Source organism: Burkholderia sp. HI2714, from assembly GCF_002223085.1.
GTDB classification, from domain to species: domain Bacteria; phylum Pseudomonadota; class Gammaproteobacteria; order Burkholderiales; family Burkholderiaceae; genus Burkholderia; species Burkholderia lata_D.
The window spans coordinates 311,509-331,939 of record NZ_NKFM01000035.1 but is presented as its reverse complement, the minus strand read 5'-3'; the positions used below and the strand labels follow the sequence as shown (position 1 = coordinate 331,939).

Sequence of the window (20,431 nt, the reverse complement as noted above, 5' to 3'; positions counted from 1 at the left end):
ATCCAGCCGATATCGGTTCAATAAGATACGGAATTTTTCACCGTGATAAGGTTTGTTAATCAGGGTTAATCCGGGGATTGCGCCCCCGGATAGTAATAAGAGAAGCCCGGTTCCTCACTGTTGACGATCGAATCCCGCTGTTGCATCCAGCTCGCAAGCTCCGGGTAAGCGCTCCATTCCTGCGTTATCGGGACACGCACATCGCTCGTATACCCGTCGTCGCTCTGCACATACCACGCGACGGGGCGGTTGGCCGCGATCGTGTGAAAGCCCGGATCGACCGACTTGCCGCGCATCAGCGGGTACAACCGCTGCAATGCGTCGGTGACCTGCTGAATCAGCGGTGCCTCCATCTGCCGGCCGTCGCTGCGCGTGAACTGCGCACCCGGTCCGCACGAATAGAACAGGATCGGCTTTTTGCCGTCCCACCCCGCGCCGATGATCAGTGCCGCCTCCTGTTCGGGAGTCAGTACGTTGCCCACGGAATTGAGAAACCCCTTCGGGCCTGCATGTTGATCGACGCCGAAATAGCCCGGCGGCACAGGCAGCAACAATGGGTTGCGCCTGCCGGATTCATCGACGCCGAGCAAGCGGTTCTCCGGGTAGCTATCGAAGGCGTTGATGTACACGGCGAGATCGGCTTCTCGAGGTGGATAGCTCGGCAGTTGCGTGCGGCCGCCGCCCGCCCGCGCGTTGATCACGTCGACGAGTTGGCCGTTCCAGTTACGAATCAGCGGCTCGTTCATGTCGAAGCCGGCCGGGTACATGACCGACACGCTGCCTGCGTAATCGCGCATGAAATCCGCCCGCCAACCGTTCGCAGTCGAATCCATCCCGGTCGGATTCTCGGCCGCCCCGAGCCGCAGCGTCGCGACGACTCGGCCCGAATCGTCGACGATCGCGACGGCGGGATTGACAGGATCGCTGCCACCTTTCGTGCCGATGGCCATGTAGCGCGTGCCGGCCAGCCGACCGCCGCTGCTTGCCAGCGCCGAAATGAACGCGTCCATCAGGTCGCCGTTCTGGCGCACGGCGTCGTGTACGACCCAGCCGCCCGTCTTCTCGTCGATCTCGATCGCCGGCCACGTGGTCGCACGCCCCGAATGCTTATACGTGAAGCGGATCGGCTTCGTGTAGCCGCCATTGACCTCGATCTCGATCGGATACTCCAACGGCCGCCCGGCCTTGATCGTCCCGATCACCGCCGCTGGCGGCACCGTGCCGTCCGCCGCTATCCCGCGCTCATCGACGATTGCAATGCCGTGCGTCGACGTGGCGTTGCCGAACGTTCGCGCGTCAAACAGGGACTGGCTGGTGAGCGGTTGACCGAGACCGGGCAAGGTACCCGGGGGGAGCGAGACAAGGGTCAAACCGCTCTGCGCCGGGTTCTCGCTATCCCGCGCAAGCACGACGTAAGTCGCGTGGTCGATGCTGCCTTGCGAACCCAGCACGTTCGACAGGACATTCGCCAGTTCAACGGGATTCCGGCGGGTCGCGTCGGGAACCGTATAACTGCGTGTCGGCGGTATGGCCGTGCCCGGCCGCGCGGTGATCCATGAGTCTGCGGGGTGATACGCGCGCAACGGCGCATCGCTGTCGTCGACGCCGTTGGCGCGCGCGACGCCGAAACCAAGTGCCGTCAAGCCTGCCGAACTCGCCAGGCTCAGCCAGTCCTGTGCCGTCACCGGCTTGCCCGCCAGCGCCGCGTGCGTCAATACCGCCGCCTGTTGCGCCATCGCCGTGCCGTTCGTGACCATTGCCGCGCCGCCCAGCAGCCTGGACGTCGTGCTGCCCTGCCACGCCTGCATGATCTCCGCGAAGGCCGCCGTGCCCTGCATCCTGCCCTCCGTAGCGGTCGTCGCACGCGTCAACCACTGCGCCGGCAGCGTGTCGTCGAACGTCGTCACCGCTCGCATGCCGTTTACCGCCGCCAGCGCCTGCACGTTCGCGAACTGCTGCGCGTTCGTGCCTCGCGCCACGGTCGTCACCCGTGCCACGTCCGCATAGGCGCTCGCCCCCGACGCAAGCCGGTCGCCGATCGTCGCTGCCCGCGCGACTGTCCCGAATCCGCTCGCCGCCCCGCCGGACAGGTTCGCCGCCAGGCCCAGCCAGTTCACCCAATCGCCCCGTCCGCGCGCCGTCGACAGCTGCTTCGCCGCGTTGACCGTGCCGACCGTTGCGCTCCATGTGAGGTAGGCATCGGCAGCTTCCGACATCAGCGCGAACCACAGCGGCGCCGTCTCCGGCGCCGCCGCCAGCGCCAGCACACCTGCCGCCGCCGTCCCCGCGATCTGCAGGTCCGCGCCCCACCGCTCCCACCAGCCCATATCAGGCTTGTAGTCGACGAAGTACGCGGCATCCGTCAGGTCCTGCCCCTGCGCGTTCACCACCCAGTGCGGCTGCGCGATCATGAAACCCTTCGCGAAACCCGTGTGCGACTGCCAGTCCGCGTACCCGTGGCGTGCGGTCGGATCGGCCGGCCCCACGTCGACCAGCCCGCCGTTCGCCGAGAGCCCCTCCAGCAGCGTGAACGGCGTGCCCTTCTGATCCTGGCTTGGCCGGCGGCTGCTCCACCACTCGCCCGACAGCGACGCGAGCGTCACCGGCGCGAGCCCGCTCGGCGTGCGCACGCCCTCGCCCTGCTTCAGGTTGTCGACCGCCTGACCCAGCGTCGTCTTGTGGCCGCTCGCGTCGAACACCGTCTCGTTCGGGTCGTACAACGCGAACGTCCCGTCGGACAGCGCCTGCTCCTGCGCGAGCGTCGTCGGCATGTGCGCCACCGTCACGCCGTAGGCGGACCCGGCCGCATTCAGCAGCGCGGCGTCGCTGCCGAGCGTCTGCATCCCGTCCGGCAACGGCAGCCCCACCAGACCGCCGCCCGTGCTCACCGCCGGGCCCGCACCCGGCACGTACGCCGCATCGGTCGGCAGCGCCGATTGGCCCGGCGCGCTCACGCTCACGCCGGCGGCCGGCTTGCCCGTGTCCTGGTACCCGGTCTCGCGGGCGATCTCCTTGCCGAGCGGATCCATCGCATCGTCGCCCAGCATGTCCCGCGCGAGCTGCATCGGCTGGTCGTGCTTGCGAAGGCCGCCGAAGCCGAGATCCTCGCCCCACACCACCGAACCGCCCTTGCTGATCACCCGGTGCTGCGGGTTGAGCTTCGAATCGCGGCTTTCTCCACCGAAGGTCGGATCGTCGCGCGTCACCATCGTCTCGAGCGCGTGGCGCAGATCGGTCATGTCCTGGTTCTGCGCGCCGCCCGCCCACCAGTAGATGCGCGAAACCTGCGTCGGGTCGTTCGCGTTGCGCGTCCACGCAACCAGTTGCTCAGGAGAAAAAACCGGCTGCGTTCCCCCCGCGCCGAACATCTGATGCACGAGTTGCGCGGACAGGTCCGTACTGCCGCTTCCCTGCACCAGGTCGGCGAGCAGCCCGAGCTTTTCCGCATCGCGCTTGCGGGACCGCACCTCGTCTTCGATCGTCGCAAACAGCTGCTGCATGGCCGGATCGCCCGCCACGGCGTCCTTCAGTTGCGCGTAGATCACCGTCGACTGGTACTGCTGCAGCAGCGAGCCGGCGGCGTGCAATCGCGCGTTCACATCCGCGCCGGCGTCGCCGTTGGCCGGACAGACCCACGGCGGCGCGGCAGCGCCGGCGATGCTCGCGAGCGCGGCCTTCCCGAGATTGCCGACGAACGCGTCGCCCATCACCTGCTGATAGAGTCCGGGATCGGCCTGCTGCAGTCCGGCCGTCTCGGCGGTCAGCGTCTGCGCGGCGCTCACGTTGCCGGCGGAAGGATCCGCGCCGGGCGGCGTCGCCAACCGCTGGGCCGCCTGTACGCGGCCGATGATCTGCAGCGCGTCGAGTCCGCGCTGCCACTGCTGGAGCACCGCGCCGTCTGCCGGCGCATCCTGCCCCGGCGCCGCCTGAATTTGCTGCGCGAGCGCGATCTGAGCCTTCCACAGCGTGTCCACGTACGCCGGGTCCGATTGCCAGCCGCTGTCGTTCGGTGCACGCCCCGCCGCCGCATCGAGCGCCGCCGACAGTGCCGCGTGATACTGCGTGAGCGCGGTGCTCGCCGCGTCCCGCGCATGGCCATCTTGCGGATTCGCGGCAGCGCCCGCCTGCGCACGCTGCCACGCGTCATACGCGTGCTGCGCCTGCGCGATCAGCCCGTCCTTGCCATTGAGCGCCGCCAGGTCCGGCTTGATATCCTGCGCCCAGCCCGGCACCGCCGGCCGGCCGTCGGATGCCGGCGTGCCATCGACCGTCCGCGCGATCAGCGCGGGGGCGAGCACGTTCGCCGGGCCGGGCGCGCTGCCGTCCGGCGCCTGCTTCATCGCATCGAGCTGCTGCGCGGCCAGTTTCATCGGGTCCTGGCTCGGATCGCCGAGGTACTGCTGCATGATGTCCTGCTGCCCGGCGCGCACCGTCAACGCCGCCTGCACCAGCGTCGATTCGGACGCCGGCGTGCCGCCGAGCCACGCACGCGTGAGCACGATGGCCTCGCGCATCGTCATGCCGTCGTTCACGAGTCGCTGCATGTAATCCGCTGCGCGCCCGCCGTCCATCAGCGACGGGATCTGCTGCTGCGTGGCGAGCGTACTGCCGTCGGCCAGCGTACCGCCCTGCAGCGCGTCCGCGGCAGTCACCAGCGTATTCGCATCGAACAGCTGATCGCCCGACAGCTCGCCCGCCGCCCGTTCGATCGGATCCTGCGGCCCGTTCGCGTTGCCGTCGGCATTCGTCTGGCTGTCGGCCCGCGCCTGCTCGACGATCGCGGCCTGCGCCCAGGTCGCGTCGCCGATCGCCGCGTTCGCGAGCGCCCCGTTCCGGTCCGTCGCGGCCCTGGCCGCATCGAGCGCCTTCTGCAGCGTCTGCGCATTCACGGGGCCGCCGCCCAGTTGCGCGTCGAGCGCTGCCTGTGCCTGCGCGAGTGCACTGGCGTCGGCCGGCCGGACCGACACCGTTGCCGCCGTGGACGACGGTTTGAGCCCCGTGTACTTTTCGAGCGTCCCGGCGAGTTCGCTCGTCGGCGCTTCGTCGATGAGCGCCTGGTAGACCGCGGTCGATCGGTTGTGCTGCGGGTCGTGCAGGAACGTGAGCGACTGGAACGGGTTGCTCAGCGCCTCCGTGCCGCCTTCGTCGAGTTGCGTCTGTTGCTGCTGCAACTGCGTGCGCAGCGCGTCGACCTCCGGCCGGGTCGCCGCGTTCCGCGGCCCGCCGGCGTCGTCGATGATGCGCGCGAGTGGTCCGTAGTACGTATCGTCGCCGCGCGACGCATCGATGTGCTGGATCACGTCGGGCCCTTGCCGGATCAGCCCGTCGATCTTGCCCTGCATCTGCGTGAACAGCGCCTGCGCCAGCTCGGGCGACGCCTGCGCGAGCGGATCGAGCAGGTTCGCGATGCCCTGCAGGTTGTCCGGCACGCCGACCGCGCGCAGGGTGTGCTGCGTCGTATCCGATGCGAGCGTGTCGTGCAGCAGCGCCGGGAACAGCACCGTGCCCCGGTAGCCCGACAACGCCGTGCCCTCGGCGGTCAGCGTTGCCTGCGCGCCGGCGCCCTGCACGCCGGTAATGTCGCCGAACGCCGCGTTCTCCAGCACCGCCGTGCGCGGATCGCTCATCACCTGCTGGTACAGCGCGTCGGTCGGCGATACGCCCGCAAGCTGCTGCGTGAGCACCTGCGCGGCCTTCAGGTTCGCGGCCCCGTTCGCGTTCGCGCTTGCGGGCGCGGCCTCCATCGCATCGAGCACTTCGCTCGCATCGAGCGCGGTCGACAGGTCGCCCGCGGCGGGCCCGTGCATGCCGGCCGCCGTATTCGCCGCCAGCACCGCCCGCTCGGCGAACCAGCGCCGGTCGCGCTGCGACGGATCGGTCGCCCAGTCCGCCGTGCCGGTCGTGCCCGCCGCCGGCCGGCCGGCCGCGTCGTCGAGCTCGGTGCTCAACGCTGTGTGATAGGCGCGCCAGTCGGCCGCGATCTGCGCCGGGGCCGCGTGAGCGGCAGTGTCGTGCTGCAGCGACGTCCAGATGGTGTCCGCCCGCGTCGCGTCGGACGCAAGCGCCGGCGATGGCGCCGCGGTCGTCTTCAGCGCGGCAAGCGCGGCGCGCTGGTGCGCATCGTCGAACAGGTGCAGGCTCGCGACCTGCCGTGCGGCATCGCCCAACACGTCGCCCTGGCTCGCATCGGCGCCGTGGGCGAGTGCGTCTCCCTGAATCGTCAGCGCCGCTTCATCGAGCACCGTCTCGTTCTGCGTCGAGCCGCCAAACTGCACGCGCGCGGCGTTGACCGCCTCCGACCACGTGAGCCCGTCGTTCAGCCCCGCCTGGATCGCGCCGCGCGCATCGACGAGGCTCACGGCTGGCGCCGTGCTCGACGGGACCGCGGATGCGGTCGGGAGCGCGCCGTTCGACAGCGATCGGGCGGCAGCGTCGAGCGTGTCCTGATCGAACTGGTGCGTGAGCCCGACTTCGCTCTCCGCCTCCCCGATCGGATCGACGCCGGGGGACGTCGCTCGGTGATGGATCGCGTCGTACTGCGCCTGCAACAGGATCGCCGCGCGTGCGAGCGCGTCCGCCGCGCTCGCCGCATCCTTTTCGCGGAGCTTTCTGAGCGCGTCGGCAAGCGACGCGCCGTTCGACGGGGGCTGATCGCCGAGCTGCGCCTGCAGGCCCGCTTTCGCCGCCGATACGTCCGCCGCCGTGGGCGGCGGCGGCAGGGGCAGCGACGGCGGTTCGTAGTGCAGCGACGCAACGCGTCCGTCCGGTCCGATCAACATGCGGCCCCCTCTCGATGAAATCGCTTTTCCCGCAGCGTCCATGCTAGGGGAAGCCTCGCGAGCGCCCATCCGCCCACTTCGTAGTTTCGAGTGGCTGCTCGGTAGGGACGCAACGCCGCGCATCTCGACACGGGGGCTGCCTACGCGGCCATACCCGGCAAGGCCGCAAGCCACCGCGGTGCGTGTCGATCGCGCGTGCCGATACAACGACGCCGTGCCCGCGCCTACTGCCCCCGACCAGTAAGCGCTTACCCCAAATGAGGGTGGACACGGGTGCCGGATCAATGTCGGCGAGACCAACGCCGTCTGCGCGCCATTGATTTTTGAGACGAACGGTCTATCAGTCGCCCATGGACCTGCGAACTGATCCGCCTCGCCGCCGCGGCAGGCCACCGAAACAGCCCGGGGACCTCGTCGCCACGCGGGACATGCTGCTGCGCACCGCAGTCGCCGTAGTGAGTACGGCAGCGCCGATCTCGAGGATGTTCATCATCGCGCGCAAGCTCGTGCTGTACCAACGGCGCGGCGGTGGCCAGTCGCAATTCTCGACCTTGCTGGAACTGAACGCGCGATCGGACCGCGTGCAAATGGCGCTGACCTACGCGAGCGAAAACCTGGCGAGCGATCTGTCGGTGGAACGCCTGGCAGAGGCGGCACGTTTGAGCCCGCGCCAATTCAGCCGCGTGTTCCGGGAGGAGACGGGGCAATCCCCCGCCAAGGCGGTTGAGCGGCTGCGCATCGAAGCCGCCCGCCTGATGATGGAAACGACGCGCCACCCGATCGAAATCATTGCGAGAGAAACCGGCTTCGGCGACCGCGAGCGCATGCGCCAAGCATTTCTGCGCGCGTTTGGGCAACCCCCGCAGACCATACAGCGAGCCTCCGGGGTTGCGCCGCTCATGAACTAGGACTGGTTGAACCAATCGGCGGACAGGTACGCGCCGTCTTGCTTGCCCAAACCGTGAGCGCTCGCTTCGCCCATCGCGAATGACGAGCGGGTCTCCGTCGATGAAGTGCCAGGGCTGCAGGCAGCTAGCGGTCCTGGCGGAAAATCTACTGCTCGCCGGGCGCCCACTCCGGACTATAGCCGCCAAGCGCCGGGTGGTACATTTCATCGCCGGAATGCTGCGTGAATTCGACATTGAGCCGATCCTCGCGCAAGCCGAGTATCTCCACGCAATGCGCGCAAAGTGCCTGCGCCACTTCCATGCGCTGCCCGGGCGGGCGACCCCGTCGGATATCCAGCATCATCACGGCAACCGGGACAGGCGCTTCGCCGGCCTCGGCAATACGCCAGACACCGCCTTGCCCCAACTCGCGGATCGCGACGCTGATACGCCGAATATCGACCGACATCATCCGCGCATAGGTCTCGCTCATTTTGGCGGCGAGCGATTGCTTGGTTTCCACCGAATAGTGGTCGTTCACGTCCAGTTGCAGATAGGGCATGGTATTCAGGATTCCGGGTGATTGATCGAACGCGTGCGGCATCGGCCTGTCCAGATACCGTCAGCCGATTCTGGCACCCGGCTCGCCGTCCTCACAATGTCGAATGAGCAATGATTCCGGACACTGGTTCAAAAACGACGCATGTTCGCGGAGCAGTCTCGCGACAGCCTCCCCGCGCTATGCAAATCCATACAGCTTCGCCGGGTTCGTGACGAATATCCGTTGCTGCCAGTCCGCACGCCCGATCCAGCCGGCGATCACGTCCAGCAAGCTCGCATCGTCCGGCTTGTGCGTCTTCTCCGTCGGGTGCGGCCAGTCGGTGCCCCACAGCATGCGCTCCGGCGCCATGTCGATCAGCGCCTTCGCGACCGGCGCGACATCGTCGTAGGCAGACGCGCCCGTCTTGCTGTCGACGTACGGCCCCGACAACGTGATCCACGTATGGCCCTTTTCGACGAGGCGTTGCGCGGTGCGAAACGCGGCCGACGACAGGCCACCGGGCTGCGGCACATGCGCGATATGGTCGATGACGAGCGGACAAGGCAGCACCGCAAGATGACGCTCGAGCTCCGGCAGCCGCGCGCCCTGCACCACCAGCTCGATATGCCATCCAAGGTTTGCGATGCGCGCGGCGAGTGGCGCCAGCATGTCGAGCGTCGTCGCGCCCGGATAGCTCAGGTTGAACCGGATCGCACGGACGCCGCCACGATCGAACGCCAGAAGTTCGTCGTCGCTCACGGTGCCGTCGACGACGGCCACGCCGCGCGCGTCGCCGCCGAACTGCGCGAGCGCCGCCAGCGTGCAGCGGTTGTCCGTCCCGTATGTCGACGGCGTCACGACCACGTTGCGCTTCACGCCGATCCGCGTCTGCACGCTCCGGTATTGCGCGACAGTCGCATTCGGCGGGCGCAGCGTCGTGCCCGGCGCGACCGGAAACCGATCGTCGTAGATGTGCATGTGACAGTCGATCGCCCCTTCGGGCAACTGGAACGCCGGCCGCTCGGTGCCGCTCGACCACGCTTCGTCGGCCGCGGCCAGCCTCGGCAATGCAGCCGAAGCCAGCGTGGCGCCCGCGATCCTGAGGAATTCGCGTCTCGCGATGCGCGCCATGATCAGATGGTCTCCGTCTTGCCGACCAGCTTGCCCGCCGAATGATTGCGCGTAAGCAGCAGCAGCGTCGCGACGCTCACGAGCGTGAGGATCGCGAGCGGCATCAACGCGAGCGCGTAGCTGCCCGTCGCCGCCTTCACCCACCCGTACACGTTCACCATCAGCCCGCCGCCAAGCAGGTTCGCGATCGCATTGACCGTCGCGAGCCCGGCCGCCACGGTGCTGTTGGACAGCATGTCGGTCGCAAGCGCCCAGAACGGGCCCTTGAAAGAATACGCGCCGACCAGCACCGCGCAGAGCATGCAGAGCGTCGGCAGCAGCGATCCGCTCAGCGACGTCGCGAACAGGCCCACGCCGATCAGCAGCATCGGCACGACCGTGTGCCAGCGCCGTTCGCCGACGCGGTCCGAGCGACGGCCCCAGTAGACCATCAGGACGGAGGCCACCGCGTAAGGCACCGAATTCAGCAGGCCGGTCTCCATGACGGTCAAGCCGAACGACTTCAGCAGTTGCGGCTGCCACACGGAGAGCGTGCTGCCTGCCGCGGAAGCGCACGTGTCGACGAGCGCGAGGCACAGCACGTAGCGGTTGCGGAACAGCTGCGTGAGCGGCAGCGACGGCACCTTCTTGCGCGTCTTGTGGCCGGCGGCCAGCGCGGTCGTGAGCCATGCGCGCTCGTCGTCGTCGAGCCACCTCGCGTCGTCCGGCTTGTTCGTCAGCACGAACAGGCACGCGATGCCGAGCAGCACGGTCGGAACGCCTTCGAGGATGAACAGCCAGTGCCATCCGCGCAGGCCCCAGACGCCGTCCATCTGCAACAGCAGCGCGGAGATCGGCGAGCCGACGAAGCTCGCGGCCGGAATCGCGACCATGAACGTCGCGACGATCCGCGCACGATACTGCGCGGGAATCCAGTACGACAGATAAAGCAGCACGCCGGGGAAAAAACCGGCCTCGGCCGCACCCAGCAGGAAACGCAGCACGTAGAACGTCGTCGCGTTGTGCACGAGCGCGGTCGCTGCCGACACGATGCCCCACGTGATCATGATCCGGGCGATCCAGATCCGCGCGCCGTATTTCTGCAGCGCGAGATTGCTCGGCACTTCGCAAAAGAAGTACGAAATGAAGAACAGACTGCTGCCGAAACCGAACACCTGCGCCGACATCCCGAGGTCATGGTTCATCTGCAACGACGCCATCCCGACGTTGCCCCGGTCGATGAAGGCAAGCAGGTAGCAGATCATCAAAAAGGGAATGAGTCGCCAGACGATCTTGCGTATGGTCCGGCGCTCGATCGCGGACGCTTCCATGAAACCGGTGTGCATGTTGTCTCCGTTTATTGTGCGCCTGAGCGCGTTTCTGTGAACCGTTGCCACGCGATGACCGCGATGACGCCGCAGGCGAGCACGGCGGCCATGGCGGCGAAGGTGTGTCGCACGCCGAGCGCCTCGGATGCGCTGCCGACGAGCAGATAACCGAACGGCATCGTGCCGTTGTAGGCCATGCCATACATCCCGACGAGCCCCCCGCGCACGTGATCCGGACACTGGCGCTGAATGGTCGCGTTCGTCGACGTGGCCGCGAACGTGAGGCTGAAGCCGAGTACATAGAACGCGGGGATCGATCCCGCCGCATCGGTGGTCGCGGCCAGCACGGCCAGCGCGCCGACGGCCGTCCACGGCGCATACGCGATGAACCGGTGCGAGGCGCGCGGCCCGAACGCCGACGACAGCAGCACCGCCGCGCTCAACGACCCGGCGCCGGCGCACGCGAAGAACACGCCGGTAAAGCGCGCCGCGTCGTGAAAGCCCTGGTCCGCGAGCAGCGGCACGAGCGTCTGGTAGCTGCCGGCAAACAGGCCGATGCACGCGAGAATCGGCAGATAGCGGGCCGAGAACGCATCGGACAGCACATAGCCGACCGCGTCGCGCAGGCCGCTCTCCGCGCGCGACGGGCGGTCCGCCGACGCAGTCCGGATCGACCGCACGCACGCCGCCATGAAGCACAGCGCGAGCGCATAGATCGCAAACGACGTCCTGGGGCCCAGCGTCGGATAGACGAAGCCGGCGATGGTCGGGCCGACCATGCGCCCGACGTTGTAGACCATCGTGTTCATCGCGACCGCGTTGGACGTGTGCGTCGCATCCTGCAGGCTCGTCAGCAGCAGCACCTGCCGCGCCGGCGTTTCCACCGCGCTCGACACGCCGATCGCCAGCGCATGCGCGAGGATCAGCTTCACGCCGAGCAGGCCGAGCAGCGACAACGTGAAGAGGCTGCCCGTCAGCAGCAGCGACGTCGTCAGCACGCATAGCGTCACGCGGCGCGCATTGGCCGAGCCGATGCGCGAGCCCGCCACCGGCGCGACGATCAGCTGCGGCCCGTACAGCAGGAAGTTGAGCAGCGCGAGGATCGCCGCCGAGCCGGACAGGTGATAGATCAGCAGATTCAGCGTGACGTTCTGCGTCCAGCTGCCGAGCACCGACGCGACCTGCCCGCTCAGGTAGCGCCGCAGCGACGCCTCCGACAGCGCGGGAAACAGCCTGTTCACCCACCCCGCTTGCGTTGCCACGTTCATGACAGCGCCTTTCCGCGCGTCTCGGGCGCGAACAACACGACCGCGGCCGCGGCGATGAACGCGACGATCGTCGTCGCGAGCCCGAGCACGAACCCGCCCGACGTCGACGCCAGCGAACCAATGACCAACGGCGCGATGAAACCGCCGAGCCGGCCGCCGTTGTATGCGAGACCCATGAAGAATCCGCGCGACGCCGTATTGCCGATGATCTCCGCGAGGAACGGGCCGGCACCCGCGAAGATGCCGTTCACGCTGAAGCCGGTCAGGAAGATCGCGGTCATCAGCAGCAACGGATTCGCCGACACGATGTATACGCCGACGGCCAGCGCACCGACCAGCAGGTACGCCAGGAACATCGGCCGCCGGCCGAGCCGGTCGACCCATGCCGAGAACAGCAGGAACCCGGCGATCGCACCGAACTGCAGCGCCAGCACGAACTTCAGGCTATGCACGAAGTCGAGGTGCTTCACCGTGACGAGGAACGTCGGCGTCCACGTGAATACACCCCAGTAGAGGTACTGCAGAAAGAAGATGAAGCAGAAGGCGGTGAGCAGGCCGCGCACGTTCAGCTTCTCGCGACTTGCCGTGTCGAGCTTGCGGGCCAGCGACTTCGCGTGCCTGCGTTCGAGCCAGATCGGCGATTCCGGCGTCTTGCGCGCGACCCAGAACAGAATGAAGAACGGCGACGCGCCGATCAGGAACAGCAGACGCCAGCTGTCGCCGGCCAATCCGTCATGCGCGGCGCCGACGATGCCCGAGATCGCGATCGCGAGAATCGCGCCGATCGGCAAGCCCATCTGCATCAGGGCACCGCCCTTGCCGCGCCGGCTCGGGTGCCAGGTCTCCGCGATGAGCGCCGCGCCGGCGGTCCAGGTTCCGCCCATGCCGAGCGCGCCGAAAAAGCGCAACGTGGCGAACGAGTGCGCGTCGGGCGCAAATGCGATCAGGCCGGAAAACAGCGAGTAGATGCCGACGCAGAGCAGCGCGGTGCGCACGCGCCCGATCCGGTCCGACACGAAGCCGAACAGAATGCCGCCGACGATCTGTCCGGCCGCCGTGACGCTGGTGAACATGCCGAGCTGCGCCTTGCTCAGCCCGAACTGCAACGCGAGCGTCGGCAGCAGCAGCGACAACAGGAACGAATCGTAGCTCTCGAACGTCCAGCCGAGCCCCGCGAGCGACAGCGAACGCCACTCGATACCGGTCACGCGCGTGAACCCTTTTTCCGCGGCTGCGGAATCGATGTCCTGCGCCGCCACGGTTGCACTCGTCTTCATGGGTTGTCTCCGGGAATCGCGACGCGATACGTCGAGGCGGCCGTCCGGCTGAATAGCGCGGCCTTTTCATCGGCCGACATCGCGGACGCGAGTCGCTTGAAGGCGTTCCACAGCACGCGATAGCTGAACATCCCCTTGTCGACGGGGAAGTTGCTTTCGAACATGCAGCGATCGACGCCGAAAAGCTCGACGCAAGTGTCGAAATACGGCTGCCACGCGGCCGCCAGTTCCTGCGACGACGGCGGCAGGTCGCGCGCGGCGAAGTCGAAACCGAACACGGTCATGCCCGCGCCGCCGAGCTTCATGCGCGTGTTCGGCAGCGCGGCGAGACGCGCGAGTTGCCATTTCCATTGCGCATGGACTTCCGCGCGCCGGCCGGCATGCGGGCCCACGCCGAGCGGACCGCCGAAATGATCGATGACGACGGTGACGTCCTCGCATGCGCGCGCGAGTTCGTACAGGTCGTCGAGCTGCGTGTGATAGACCCACGCGTCGAGCGACAGCCCGTAGCGGCCCAGCGTCGTCACGCCCCGCCGGAAAGCCGGGGCCGACATCCGGTCGCGCGGCGGCGTCACCGGGCTCGACCGCACGTCGGGGCTCGCATGCCACGCGAGCGGATTGCGAATCCCGCGCAGTCGCCCGCCGGACACCTGCAGCATCGTGTCGAGCACCGCATCGAGTTCCGCGCCGAGCGACAGATCGGCGCCGCCGACGATGGCCTCGCAGCACCGCGCGGAACCGTATGCGCCGCTGTCGAACATCGCGGCGACGCCGCTCGCGAATTCCACTTCGCCCACCGGCTTGAACGCCTCTGGCCCCCTTGCACGCAACATCGATCGACACTGCACGTAGACCGTCGACACGACCCGATGTCCGCTGTGCACGTCCGCACCGAACTCGTCCGCGAGATAGCGACCGGTCTGTCGGTCCCACAGGTGGTGATGGGCGTCGACGATGGCCAGCTCGGGTTCGAGCACCGGCTCGTCGCGCAACGCGAGCCACTCGGGCCTGACGGGAAGATGGGGTGCGAGAACGGTCTGCATCGCAATCGCCTTAGAACTTCTGGCGCATGCCGATCACCACGCCCGTCTGGTTGTGATCGGGTGCGACCGTACCGTAGCCGTTCACGCCGAACGCGGAGCCACCCTTGTTGCGCGCGAAACCGGCCGTCGCATAGATATCGGTGCGCTTCGACAGCAGATAGTCCGCACAGAGCACGGCGAGCCACGGGTCGGCGCTGGTCGAATGCACGTCCTGGTAATAGGCGGTTGCCGTGACCACGAACGCCGGGGACACCGCGTATTGCGCGCCGGCCCAGTACAGGTTCGCCGCGCTGGCTTCGGCGCCGTTCGCGACACGGATCGGGTTTGCCGGCAGGAACGCGTTCGACGCATGGAGGTAGCGATAGCCGGCGAATCCCTTGACCGGTCCGATCGCATACGACGCGGCGGCCGTCGCGCGACGCTCGGTGCCCGTGTTCGTCGCAACGGTGTTGCTGTTGCGCTGCTCGTACGACACGCTCGCGGCGAGCGGCCCTTGCGCGAAAGTCAACGCCCCGCTGAAGAAGCGGCCGGTGAGTTGCGCGCCCGGCACCTCGGCGCCGTACCCGGTGTCGTAGCGGGTGCTATACATCGCCTGCGCCGTCAGCGGACCGAACACGCCGGTGTACTTCGCCGAATTGTCGATACGCGCGGCCGCCGCGTAGTCGAGTGACAGCAACGAGTACCGCGACGACGCGCCCATCGGGTCGAACGCCACGGCCTGTTCGTAGAAGAGCGAATTCTGGCGGCCGAACGTCAACTGCTGGCCCCGGTACGCCAGCCCGACCCACGCCTGCCGGCCGAAAATTCGCGACGTCGTGGCGGCGTTCGAACCGAGGCCTTTCGTCGACTGCGCAGTCGTGCCGTCATTGATGTTGAAGCCGTTTTCCAGCTGGAAAATGGCCTTCATGCCGGCGCCGAGATCCTCGACGCCCTTCAGTCCCCAGCGCGAACCGGACAGATTGCCCGACACCTCGCGCGTCTGCGCGCCGCCGGTGCTCGTGTTGTTGATGTGCTCGATGCCGACGTCGGCAATGCCGTACAGCGTGACGCTGCTTTGTGCATATGCGGCGCCACACCACAAGGTCGCGCTGGCGACTGTAACGGCGCCGAGGGCGAAGCGGGGTTTCGGGCGGGCATTCTGGCTGGCCTGATTCGACAACATGGAGTCTCCAAACTGTTTTTTATAGGTAGGTCTGACGAAGGGAAATTCAGGTCTTGCGGGCTGCGGGCGCTTCGCCGGCGCCCGAGCCCGGATCGCCGAGCCACGCGATGGTCAACGCGCCGAGCAGCAACACACCCGACACGGCGATGAGCGGCGCGGTGAAGCCGCCGGAGAATTGCTTGAGCGCGCCGATCATCGACGGCCCGACGAAGCCGCCGAGATTGCCGACCGACACGATCAGCGCGAGTCCGCCCGCGGCGGCACGGCCGGTGAGGAATCCCGACGGGATAGCCCAGTACGTCGCCTGGAATGCGAGGATCCCGCTCACCGTGACGCACAGTGCGATCAGCTTGAAGGCCGGCGCATGAATGAAGGCGCTCGCGCACAACGCCACGGCGGCAACCGCCAGCGCACCGGCGACATACGGAATGCGGTTGATCGCGCGATTGGCGATGCGCGCCCACCAGAGCATCACGCAGGCGCCGATCGCATACGGAATGGCCGTCAGCCAGCCGACCACCGCGTGTTCGACGCCGAACTGCTTGATGATCTGCGGCATCCACAAGCCGACGCCGAGCGAGCCGACGATCCCGCAGAAGTTGACGAACGCGAGCACGAACACGCGCCAGTTCGTCATCGCGTCGCGCAGTGTGCTGCCGTGCTTCGCGCCGATGTCGCGCTGCTCGAACGCGAGGCGCTTCGCGAGCGACGCCTTCTCTTCGTCACTGAGCCACGCGGCTTTCTCGGGACGGTCGGCCAGCACGAACAGGCACGCGATGCCGAGCATCACGGCCGGAACGCCTTCGATCAGCAGCAGCCACTGCCAGCTGCGCAGCCCGTGCAGGCCGCCGAGTTCGAGCAGCGCACCGGAAATCGGCGACCCGATCATGTTCGCGACGGGGATGCCGACGAGGAAGGCGGCCGTCACCTTCGCGCGCCACTTGCCGGGAAACCAGTGCGTGAAATACAGGTAGATACCGGGCGTAAACCCCGCTTCGGCGAGCCCGAGCAGAAAGCGCGCCGCCGCAAAGCTCTTCGGTCCGACGACGAACGCCGTCGCCATCGAGAACAGGCCCCACGTGATCATGATTCTCGCGATCCACACGCGCGCCCCGACCTTCTGCATGATCAGGTTGCTCGGAATCTCGAACAGGAAGTAGCCGATGAAGAACAGGCCGGCACCGACACCGAACTGCTCGGCCGTCAGACCGAGATCCTTGTTCATCGTGAGCGCGGCAAAACCGACGTTGGTCCTGTCGAGATAGCTGATCACGTAGCAGACGAAGATGAACGGCAGAATGCGCCGGAACGCCTTCGCGAGCGTGCGCTCGCTGGCCGCGTAATCGTCGCCGGCCAGGCGCTCCGCGGACGATGCGTCGGCACGCGGTACGTCATCGCCGGCACGCAGCGCGTGCGAAATGGTCATGCTTGTCTCCTTCGTCGCGCGACTGGCGGCGCGATCTTTCGGCATACGGGCGGGAAACCGGCGAGCGGCTTCCCGGTTCGCGGGTTTCAGTCCTTGTTCGCTGCCTGTTTCGGCAGCGGGCCGGCAATGCTCATGTCCGCTTTCAGGACCGAACCGGACGTCGATTCGGTGATGAAGAGCGTCTTCATGTCGGCGCCGCCGAAGCACACGCTCGTGAGCGACGCCCCTTTCGGTCCGGTCAGGATCTCGACGGGCTCCGCGCAGTGGTTGAGCACCCATACGCGACCGAGCCCCGGATTCGCGACGAACAGGCGGCCTTCGAGATCGACGGTGAGGCCATCGGGGCCGCTCGGTCCGTATGACGTGAAGAACGGGCTGACCTTGGTGACGGAGCCGTCGGCCTGCAGCGGCATGCGCCACACCGCATTGCCGCGCGTCATCGCGACGAACAGCACCTTCTCGTCGCGTGACAGGACGAGCCCGTTCGGGCTCGGGCAGGTACCGAGCAGCATGTCGAGCTTGCCGTCGGGCGAGAGCCGATACACGCGGCCCGTCGGATCGTGCAGCCCGGTCTGCCCCTGGTCGGTGAAATAAATGTTGCCGGCCGAGTCGAACGTCAGGTCGTTCACGCCCTTGAAGCGCTCGGTGTTGCGGCGCTCGAGATACGGACGCACTTCACCGCGCTCGATATCGAGCAGCATCAGGCCGTTGCGGTAGTCGGTGATGATCAGGTGCGATGCGTCGAAGCGCTTCATCCCGTTGGGCTCGCCGTCGTATTCGACGACGAGATCCCAGTCGCCCGACGGCGAAATGCGGAAGATGCGCCCGTGCGGAATGTCGGTCACGAACAGATAGCCGTCCGGATCCCAGACCGGCCCTTCGAGAAAGGAGTCCGTGACCATTCCACCGCGATTCGCGCGCGCCCATTCCGTGCGGACGTCCGGCTTGCGAAACTTTTCCGGCATGCGCGTGAACACTTCAGCTTCGCGCACGTCGGGGTTCGTCAGATAAAACATGCGTACCTCAATGTCCAGGGTTCAAGCCGCGCTGTGCGCGCGTTCGTCGAGCACCGCGAGGATGTTGGCGGCCGCGCCCTTGCCCATGTTCACGTACGCGGCATCGCTCACGCCGCCGATATGCGGAGACAGAATCACGTTGGGGATCTGCTGGAACGGATGCGGCACCGTCATCGGCTCGACGTCGAAGCTGTCGAGCCCGGCCGCACGCATGTGGCCGCTCGCCAGCGCGTCGGCAAGCGCGGCTTCGTCGATCAACCCGCCGCGCGCGGTATTGACGAGAATCGCGCCGCGCTTGAAACGCGCGAGCGTGTCGCGGTCGAGCATCCGGCGGTTGTCGGCGGTCAACGGACAATGCAGCGACACGACGTCCGACTCCGCGTACAGCGTGTCGAGCGGCACGAGCTTCACGCCGGCGGGCGCTTCCTTCGCGAACGGATCGAACGCGAGAACCTTCATGCCGAACGCGGCGCCGATCGCGGCCACGCGCCGGCCGATCGCACCGAGCCCGACGAGGCCGAGCGTGCGCCCGTCGAGTTCGACGGACTTGTGCGTCGACTTGTCCCAATGGCCTTCGCGCATGCGGATATCGAGCTGCGGAACCGACTTCGCACACGCGAGCAGCAGCGCCCATGCGTGCTCGGCGACGGCGGCCGCATTCGCGCCGACCGCGGCGCGCACCGCGATGCCGCGCACGGCAGCTGCGTCCTGATCGATCACGTCGATGCCGCTGCCGTGCTTCGAAATCACCTGCAGGTTTTCGGCGGCGTCCATGATGCGGGCGTTGATCTTGCCGTACCGGACGACGATCGCGACCGGCTTGTGCCTGGCGCAGAGCGCCACGATGTCGTCCTCGGTCGGTTGCTTGCCGGCGAACACGACGTCGAACTGCGCGAGCATCTCGAGCGCTTGCGGCGCAAGGTCGGCGGCGGTCACGAGGACCACGGGCTTGTGCAAAGCGGTCTGCATCACAGTGCCTCGCCTTCGGCCAGCATGCCGGCTGCGCGCAACTCCTTCTCGATCCAGCCCGGACGAAGGTCTCCCTTGTGAATCGCTGCGATACGCGCGGTTTCGACGTCGAGCTTCTTCTGCGCCAGATCGACGATACGCGCGACGTCGGCGCGCGCAATGACGACGACGCCGTCGGCGTCGCCGACCACCAGGTCGCCCGGATTCACCGCCGTGCCGCCCAGCGAGATCGGCGCATTCACGCGCCCCGCGATGCTTTTGGTCGGGCCGCACGGATTGAGGCCGGCCGAGAAGATCGGATAGTCGCCGTTGGCCAGTTCGTGCGCGTCGCGCACCGCGCCGTCGATGACGATGCCGGCGATGCCGCTCGCCTTCGCCTGCGCCGCCATGATTTCGCCGAGCAGCGCGCACGAGATGTCGCCCTTGCCGTCGACCACGACGACGTCGCCCGGTTTCGCGACGGCGAGCGCCGCATGGATCGCCAGGTTGTCGCCCGCGCGGACTTCGACCGTGACCGCGGGGCCGGCGACCTTCATCGTCGGCGACAACGGCCGCACGCGGCCATGCACCGTGCCGCGGCGGCCCGCGACGTCGGCCAGGATCGCGGCCTGGTAGCGCGCGGCAGCCTGAACGAGTTCCGGCGCGACGCGTTCGATGTCGCGCGTGATCGGAGAAGTGCTGGCGGATGTGTTGCTCATGATTCGACCTCGGGTTGAGTGTTGTACTCTGTACAACACTGGTGTACATGGTGAAATCACTATAGCCAGAGGACACGTGTCATGGCACTGGCGTTTACCCTTTTACGTGGTAAACCAGCGTTTTACTCTGTACAATTCCGAGTGAATGTCGACGGGAGAGAGGAAATGGGAAACGACGGGGTCGTTGCCGTGGAAAAGGCGCTTGCGCTGCTGGACTGCTTCAAGCCCGGCGCCGAATCGCAATCGCTCGCGACGCTGTCGCAGGCATCCGGCATGCACAAGACGACAGTCTATCGGCTGATGAACTCGCTGGAGCGAATGGGCTATGTCGTGCGCGCGCAGTCCGGCAACTATTCGCTCGGACATCGCGTGCTGTACCTCGGCAAGCTGTACGAGCAGTCCTTCCATCTGTCCACGGTGGTCGAACCGGCGCTGCATGCGCTGGCCGCGCTGACGAAAGAAAGCGCATCGTACTACGTGCACGACAACGGGCAGCGGCTCTGCCTGTTTCGGGCCGAGCCGTCCGAAGGCCTGCGTGAAACGCGGCTCGCGGGGACGATGCTGCCGCTCGATGACACGGCCATCAGCCAGGTGATCCGTTTCTGGGGACTCGGCGAACCGATCTATGACAAGCCGCCCGCACTGCCCCTCTTCACCGCGGGTGCGCGCGATGTGCACACGGCAGCGTTCGCGGTGCCGGTCTTCGGCGCCGGCGACAAGTTCATGGCGGCGCTGACGCTTTCCGGTCCTGCATCCCGCCTCAGTGTCGCGCACGAGTCGGGCGAGCTGGATCGACCGCAACTGGATGCGGCCGCCGATCTCTCCCGGAAGCTGGGGGCGAGTGTTGCGCTCTGCGAGAACGTCTACGGCACCTGATCGCTGCTTTGACACAGGCAGGGTCCGGGTCGACGCGCCGTTCGTCGCCTG

General features: G+C 67.3%; 13 protein-coding genes and 1 pseudogene. 2 read left to right on the top strand and 12 right to left on the bottom strand.

Annotated features, from left to right (window positions below; all coding sequences use genetic code 11):
• Nucleotides 1–65: 65 nt before the first annotated feature.
• Nucleotides 66–6,779, bottom strand: a complete 6,714-nt coding sequence (locus tag CFB82_RS19515; RefSeq protein WP_089484899.1) for a hypothetical protein — start codon at nucleotides 6,777–6,779, stop codon at nucleotides 66–68.
• Between the two features lie 491 nt (nucleotides 6,780–7,270).
• On the opposite strand from CFB82_RS19515, the pseudogene CFB82_RS19510 reads away from it, so the two are divergent.
• Nucleotides 7,271–7,687: pseudogene (locus tag CFB82_RS19510) on the top strand (helix-turn-helix domain-containing protein); the annotation flags it as partial.
• Nucleotides 7,688–7,832: 145 nt separating this feature from the next.
• Here CFB82_RS19510 and CFB82_RS19505 read toward each other — a convergent pair.
• The 11 genes from CFB82_RS19505 to CFB82_RS19455 form a co-directional block, all read right to left on the bottom strand.
• A complete protein-coding gene (locus CFB82_RS19505; protein WP_039350098.1) occupies nucleotides 7,833–8,228 on the bottom strand; it encodes a tautomerase family protein in 396 nt (131 codons plus the stop codon).
• A gap of 177 nt (nucleotides 8,229–8,405) precedes the next feature.
• A complete protein-coding gene (locus CFB82_RS19500; RefSeq protein WP_089484898.1) occupies nucleotides 8,406–9,338 on the bottom strand; it encodes an amidohydrolase family protein in 933 nt (310 codons plus the stop codon).
• 2 nt (nucleotides 9,339–9,340) lie between these two features.
• Nucleotides 9,341–10,663 carry an MFS transporter gene (locus CFB82_RS19495; protein ID WP_089484897.1) on the bottom strand — a complete coding sequence of 441 codons (1,323 nt, stop codon included), beginning with the start codon at nucleotides 10,661–10,663 and terminating at the stop codon, nucleotides 9,341–9,343.
• Between the two features lie 11 nt (nucleotides 10,664–10,674).
• The gene (locus CFB82_RS19490) at nucleotides 10,675–11,913 is read right to left on the bottom strand and encodes an MFS transporter (RefSeq protein WP_089448526.1); all 1,239 of its coding nucleotides are present in this window, start codon (nucleotides 11,911–11,913) and stop codon (nucleotides 10,675–10,677) included.
• Nucleotides 11,910–13,190 (bottom strand): MFS transporter, encoded by a 1,281-nt coding sequence (locus tag CFB82_RS19485; RefSeq protein ID WP_089484896.1) that lies wholly within the window; start codon nucleotides 13,188–13,190, stop codon nucleotides 11,910–11,912. The genes CFB82_RS19490 and CFB82_RS19485 overlap by 4 nt, the downstream gene beginning before the upstream one ends.
• Nucleotides 13,187–14,233: an amidohydrolase family protein gene (locus tag CFB82_RS19480; RefSeq protein WP_089484895.1), complete on the bottom strand. Its 1,047-nt coding sequence runs from the start codon at nucleotides 14,231–14,233 to the stop codon at nucleotides 13,187–13,189. Before CFB82_RS19480 ends, CFB82_RS19485 begins: the two co-directional genes overlap by 4 nt.
• Before the next feature lie 10 nt (nucleotides 14,234–14,243).
• Nucleotides 14,244–15,395 (bottom strand): porin, encoded by a 1,152-nt coding sequence (locus CFB82_RS19475; RefSeq protein ID WP_089484894.1) that lies wholly within the window; start codon nucleotides 15,393–15,395, stop codon nucleotides 14,244–14,246.
• A 46-nt stretch (nucleotides 15,396–15,441) separates the two neighbouring features.
• The gene (locus CFB82_RS19470; RefSeq protein ID WP_089448529.1) at nucleotides 15,442–16,821 is read right to left on the bottom strand and encodes an MFS transporter; all 1,380 of its coding nucleotides are present in this window, start codon (nucleotides 16,819–16,821) and stop codon (nucleotides 15,442–15,444) included.
• Nucleotides 16,822–16,907: 86 nt separating this feature from the next.
• On the bottom strand, nucleotides 16,908–17,837 hold the full coding sequence (locus tag CFB82_RS19465) for an SMP-30/gluconolactonase/LRE family protein (protein WP_089484893.1): 930 nt from the start codon (nucleotides 17,835–17,837) through the stop codon (nucleotides 16,908–16,910).
• Nucleotides 17,838–17,858: 21 nt separating this feature from the next.
• Complete coding sequence (locus tag CFB82_RS19460) at nucleotides 17,859–18,806, bottom strand: NAD(P)-dependent oxidoreductase (protein WP_089484892.1); 948 nt, start codon at nucleotides 18,804–18,806, stop codon at nucleotides 17,859–17,861.
• Complete coding sequence (locus CFB82_RS19455) at nucleotides 18,806–19,504, bottom strand: methyltransferase (protein ID WP_069252606.1); 699 nt, start codon at nucleotides 19,502–19,504, stop codon at nucleotides 18,806–18,808. The genes CFB82_RS19460 and CFB82_RS19455 overlap by 1 nt, the downstream gene beginning before the upstream one ends.
• Before the next feature lie 165 nt (nucleotides 19,505–19,669).
• Here CFB82_RS19455 and CFB82_RS19450 point away from each other — a divergent pair, with 165 nt between their 5' ends.
• Nucleotides 19,670–20,380: an IclR family transcriptional regulator gene (locus CFB82_RS19450; protein ID WP_089484891.1), complete on the top strand. Its 711-nt coding sequence runs from the start codon at nucleotides 19,670–19,672 to the stop codon at nucleotides 20,378–20,380.
• Nucleotides 20,381–20,431 lie beyond the last annotated feature (51 nt).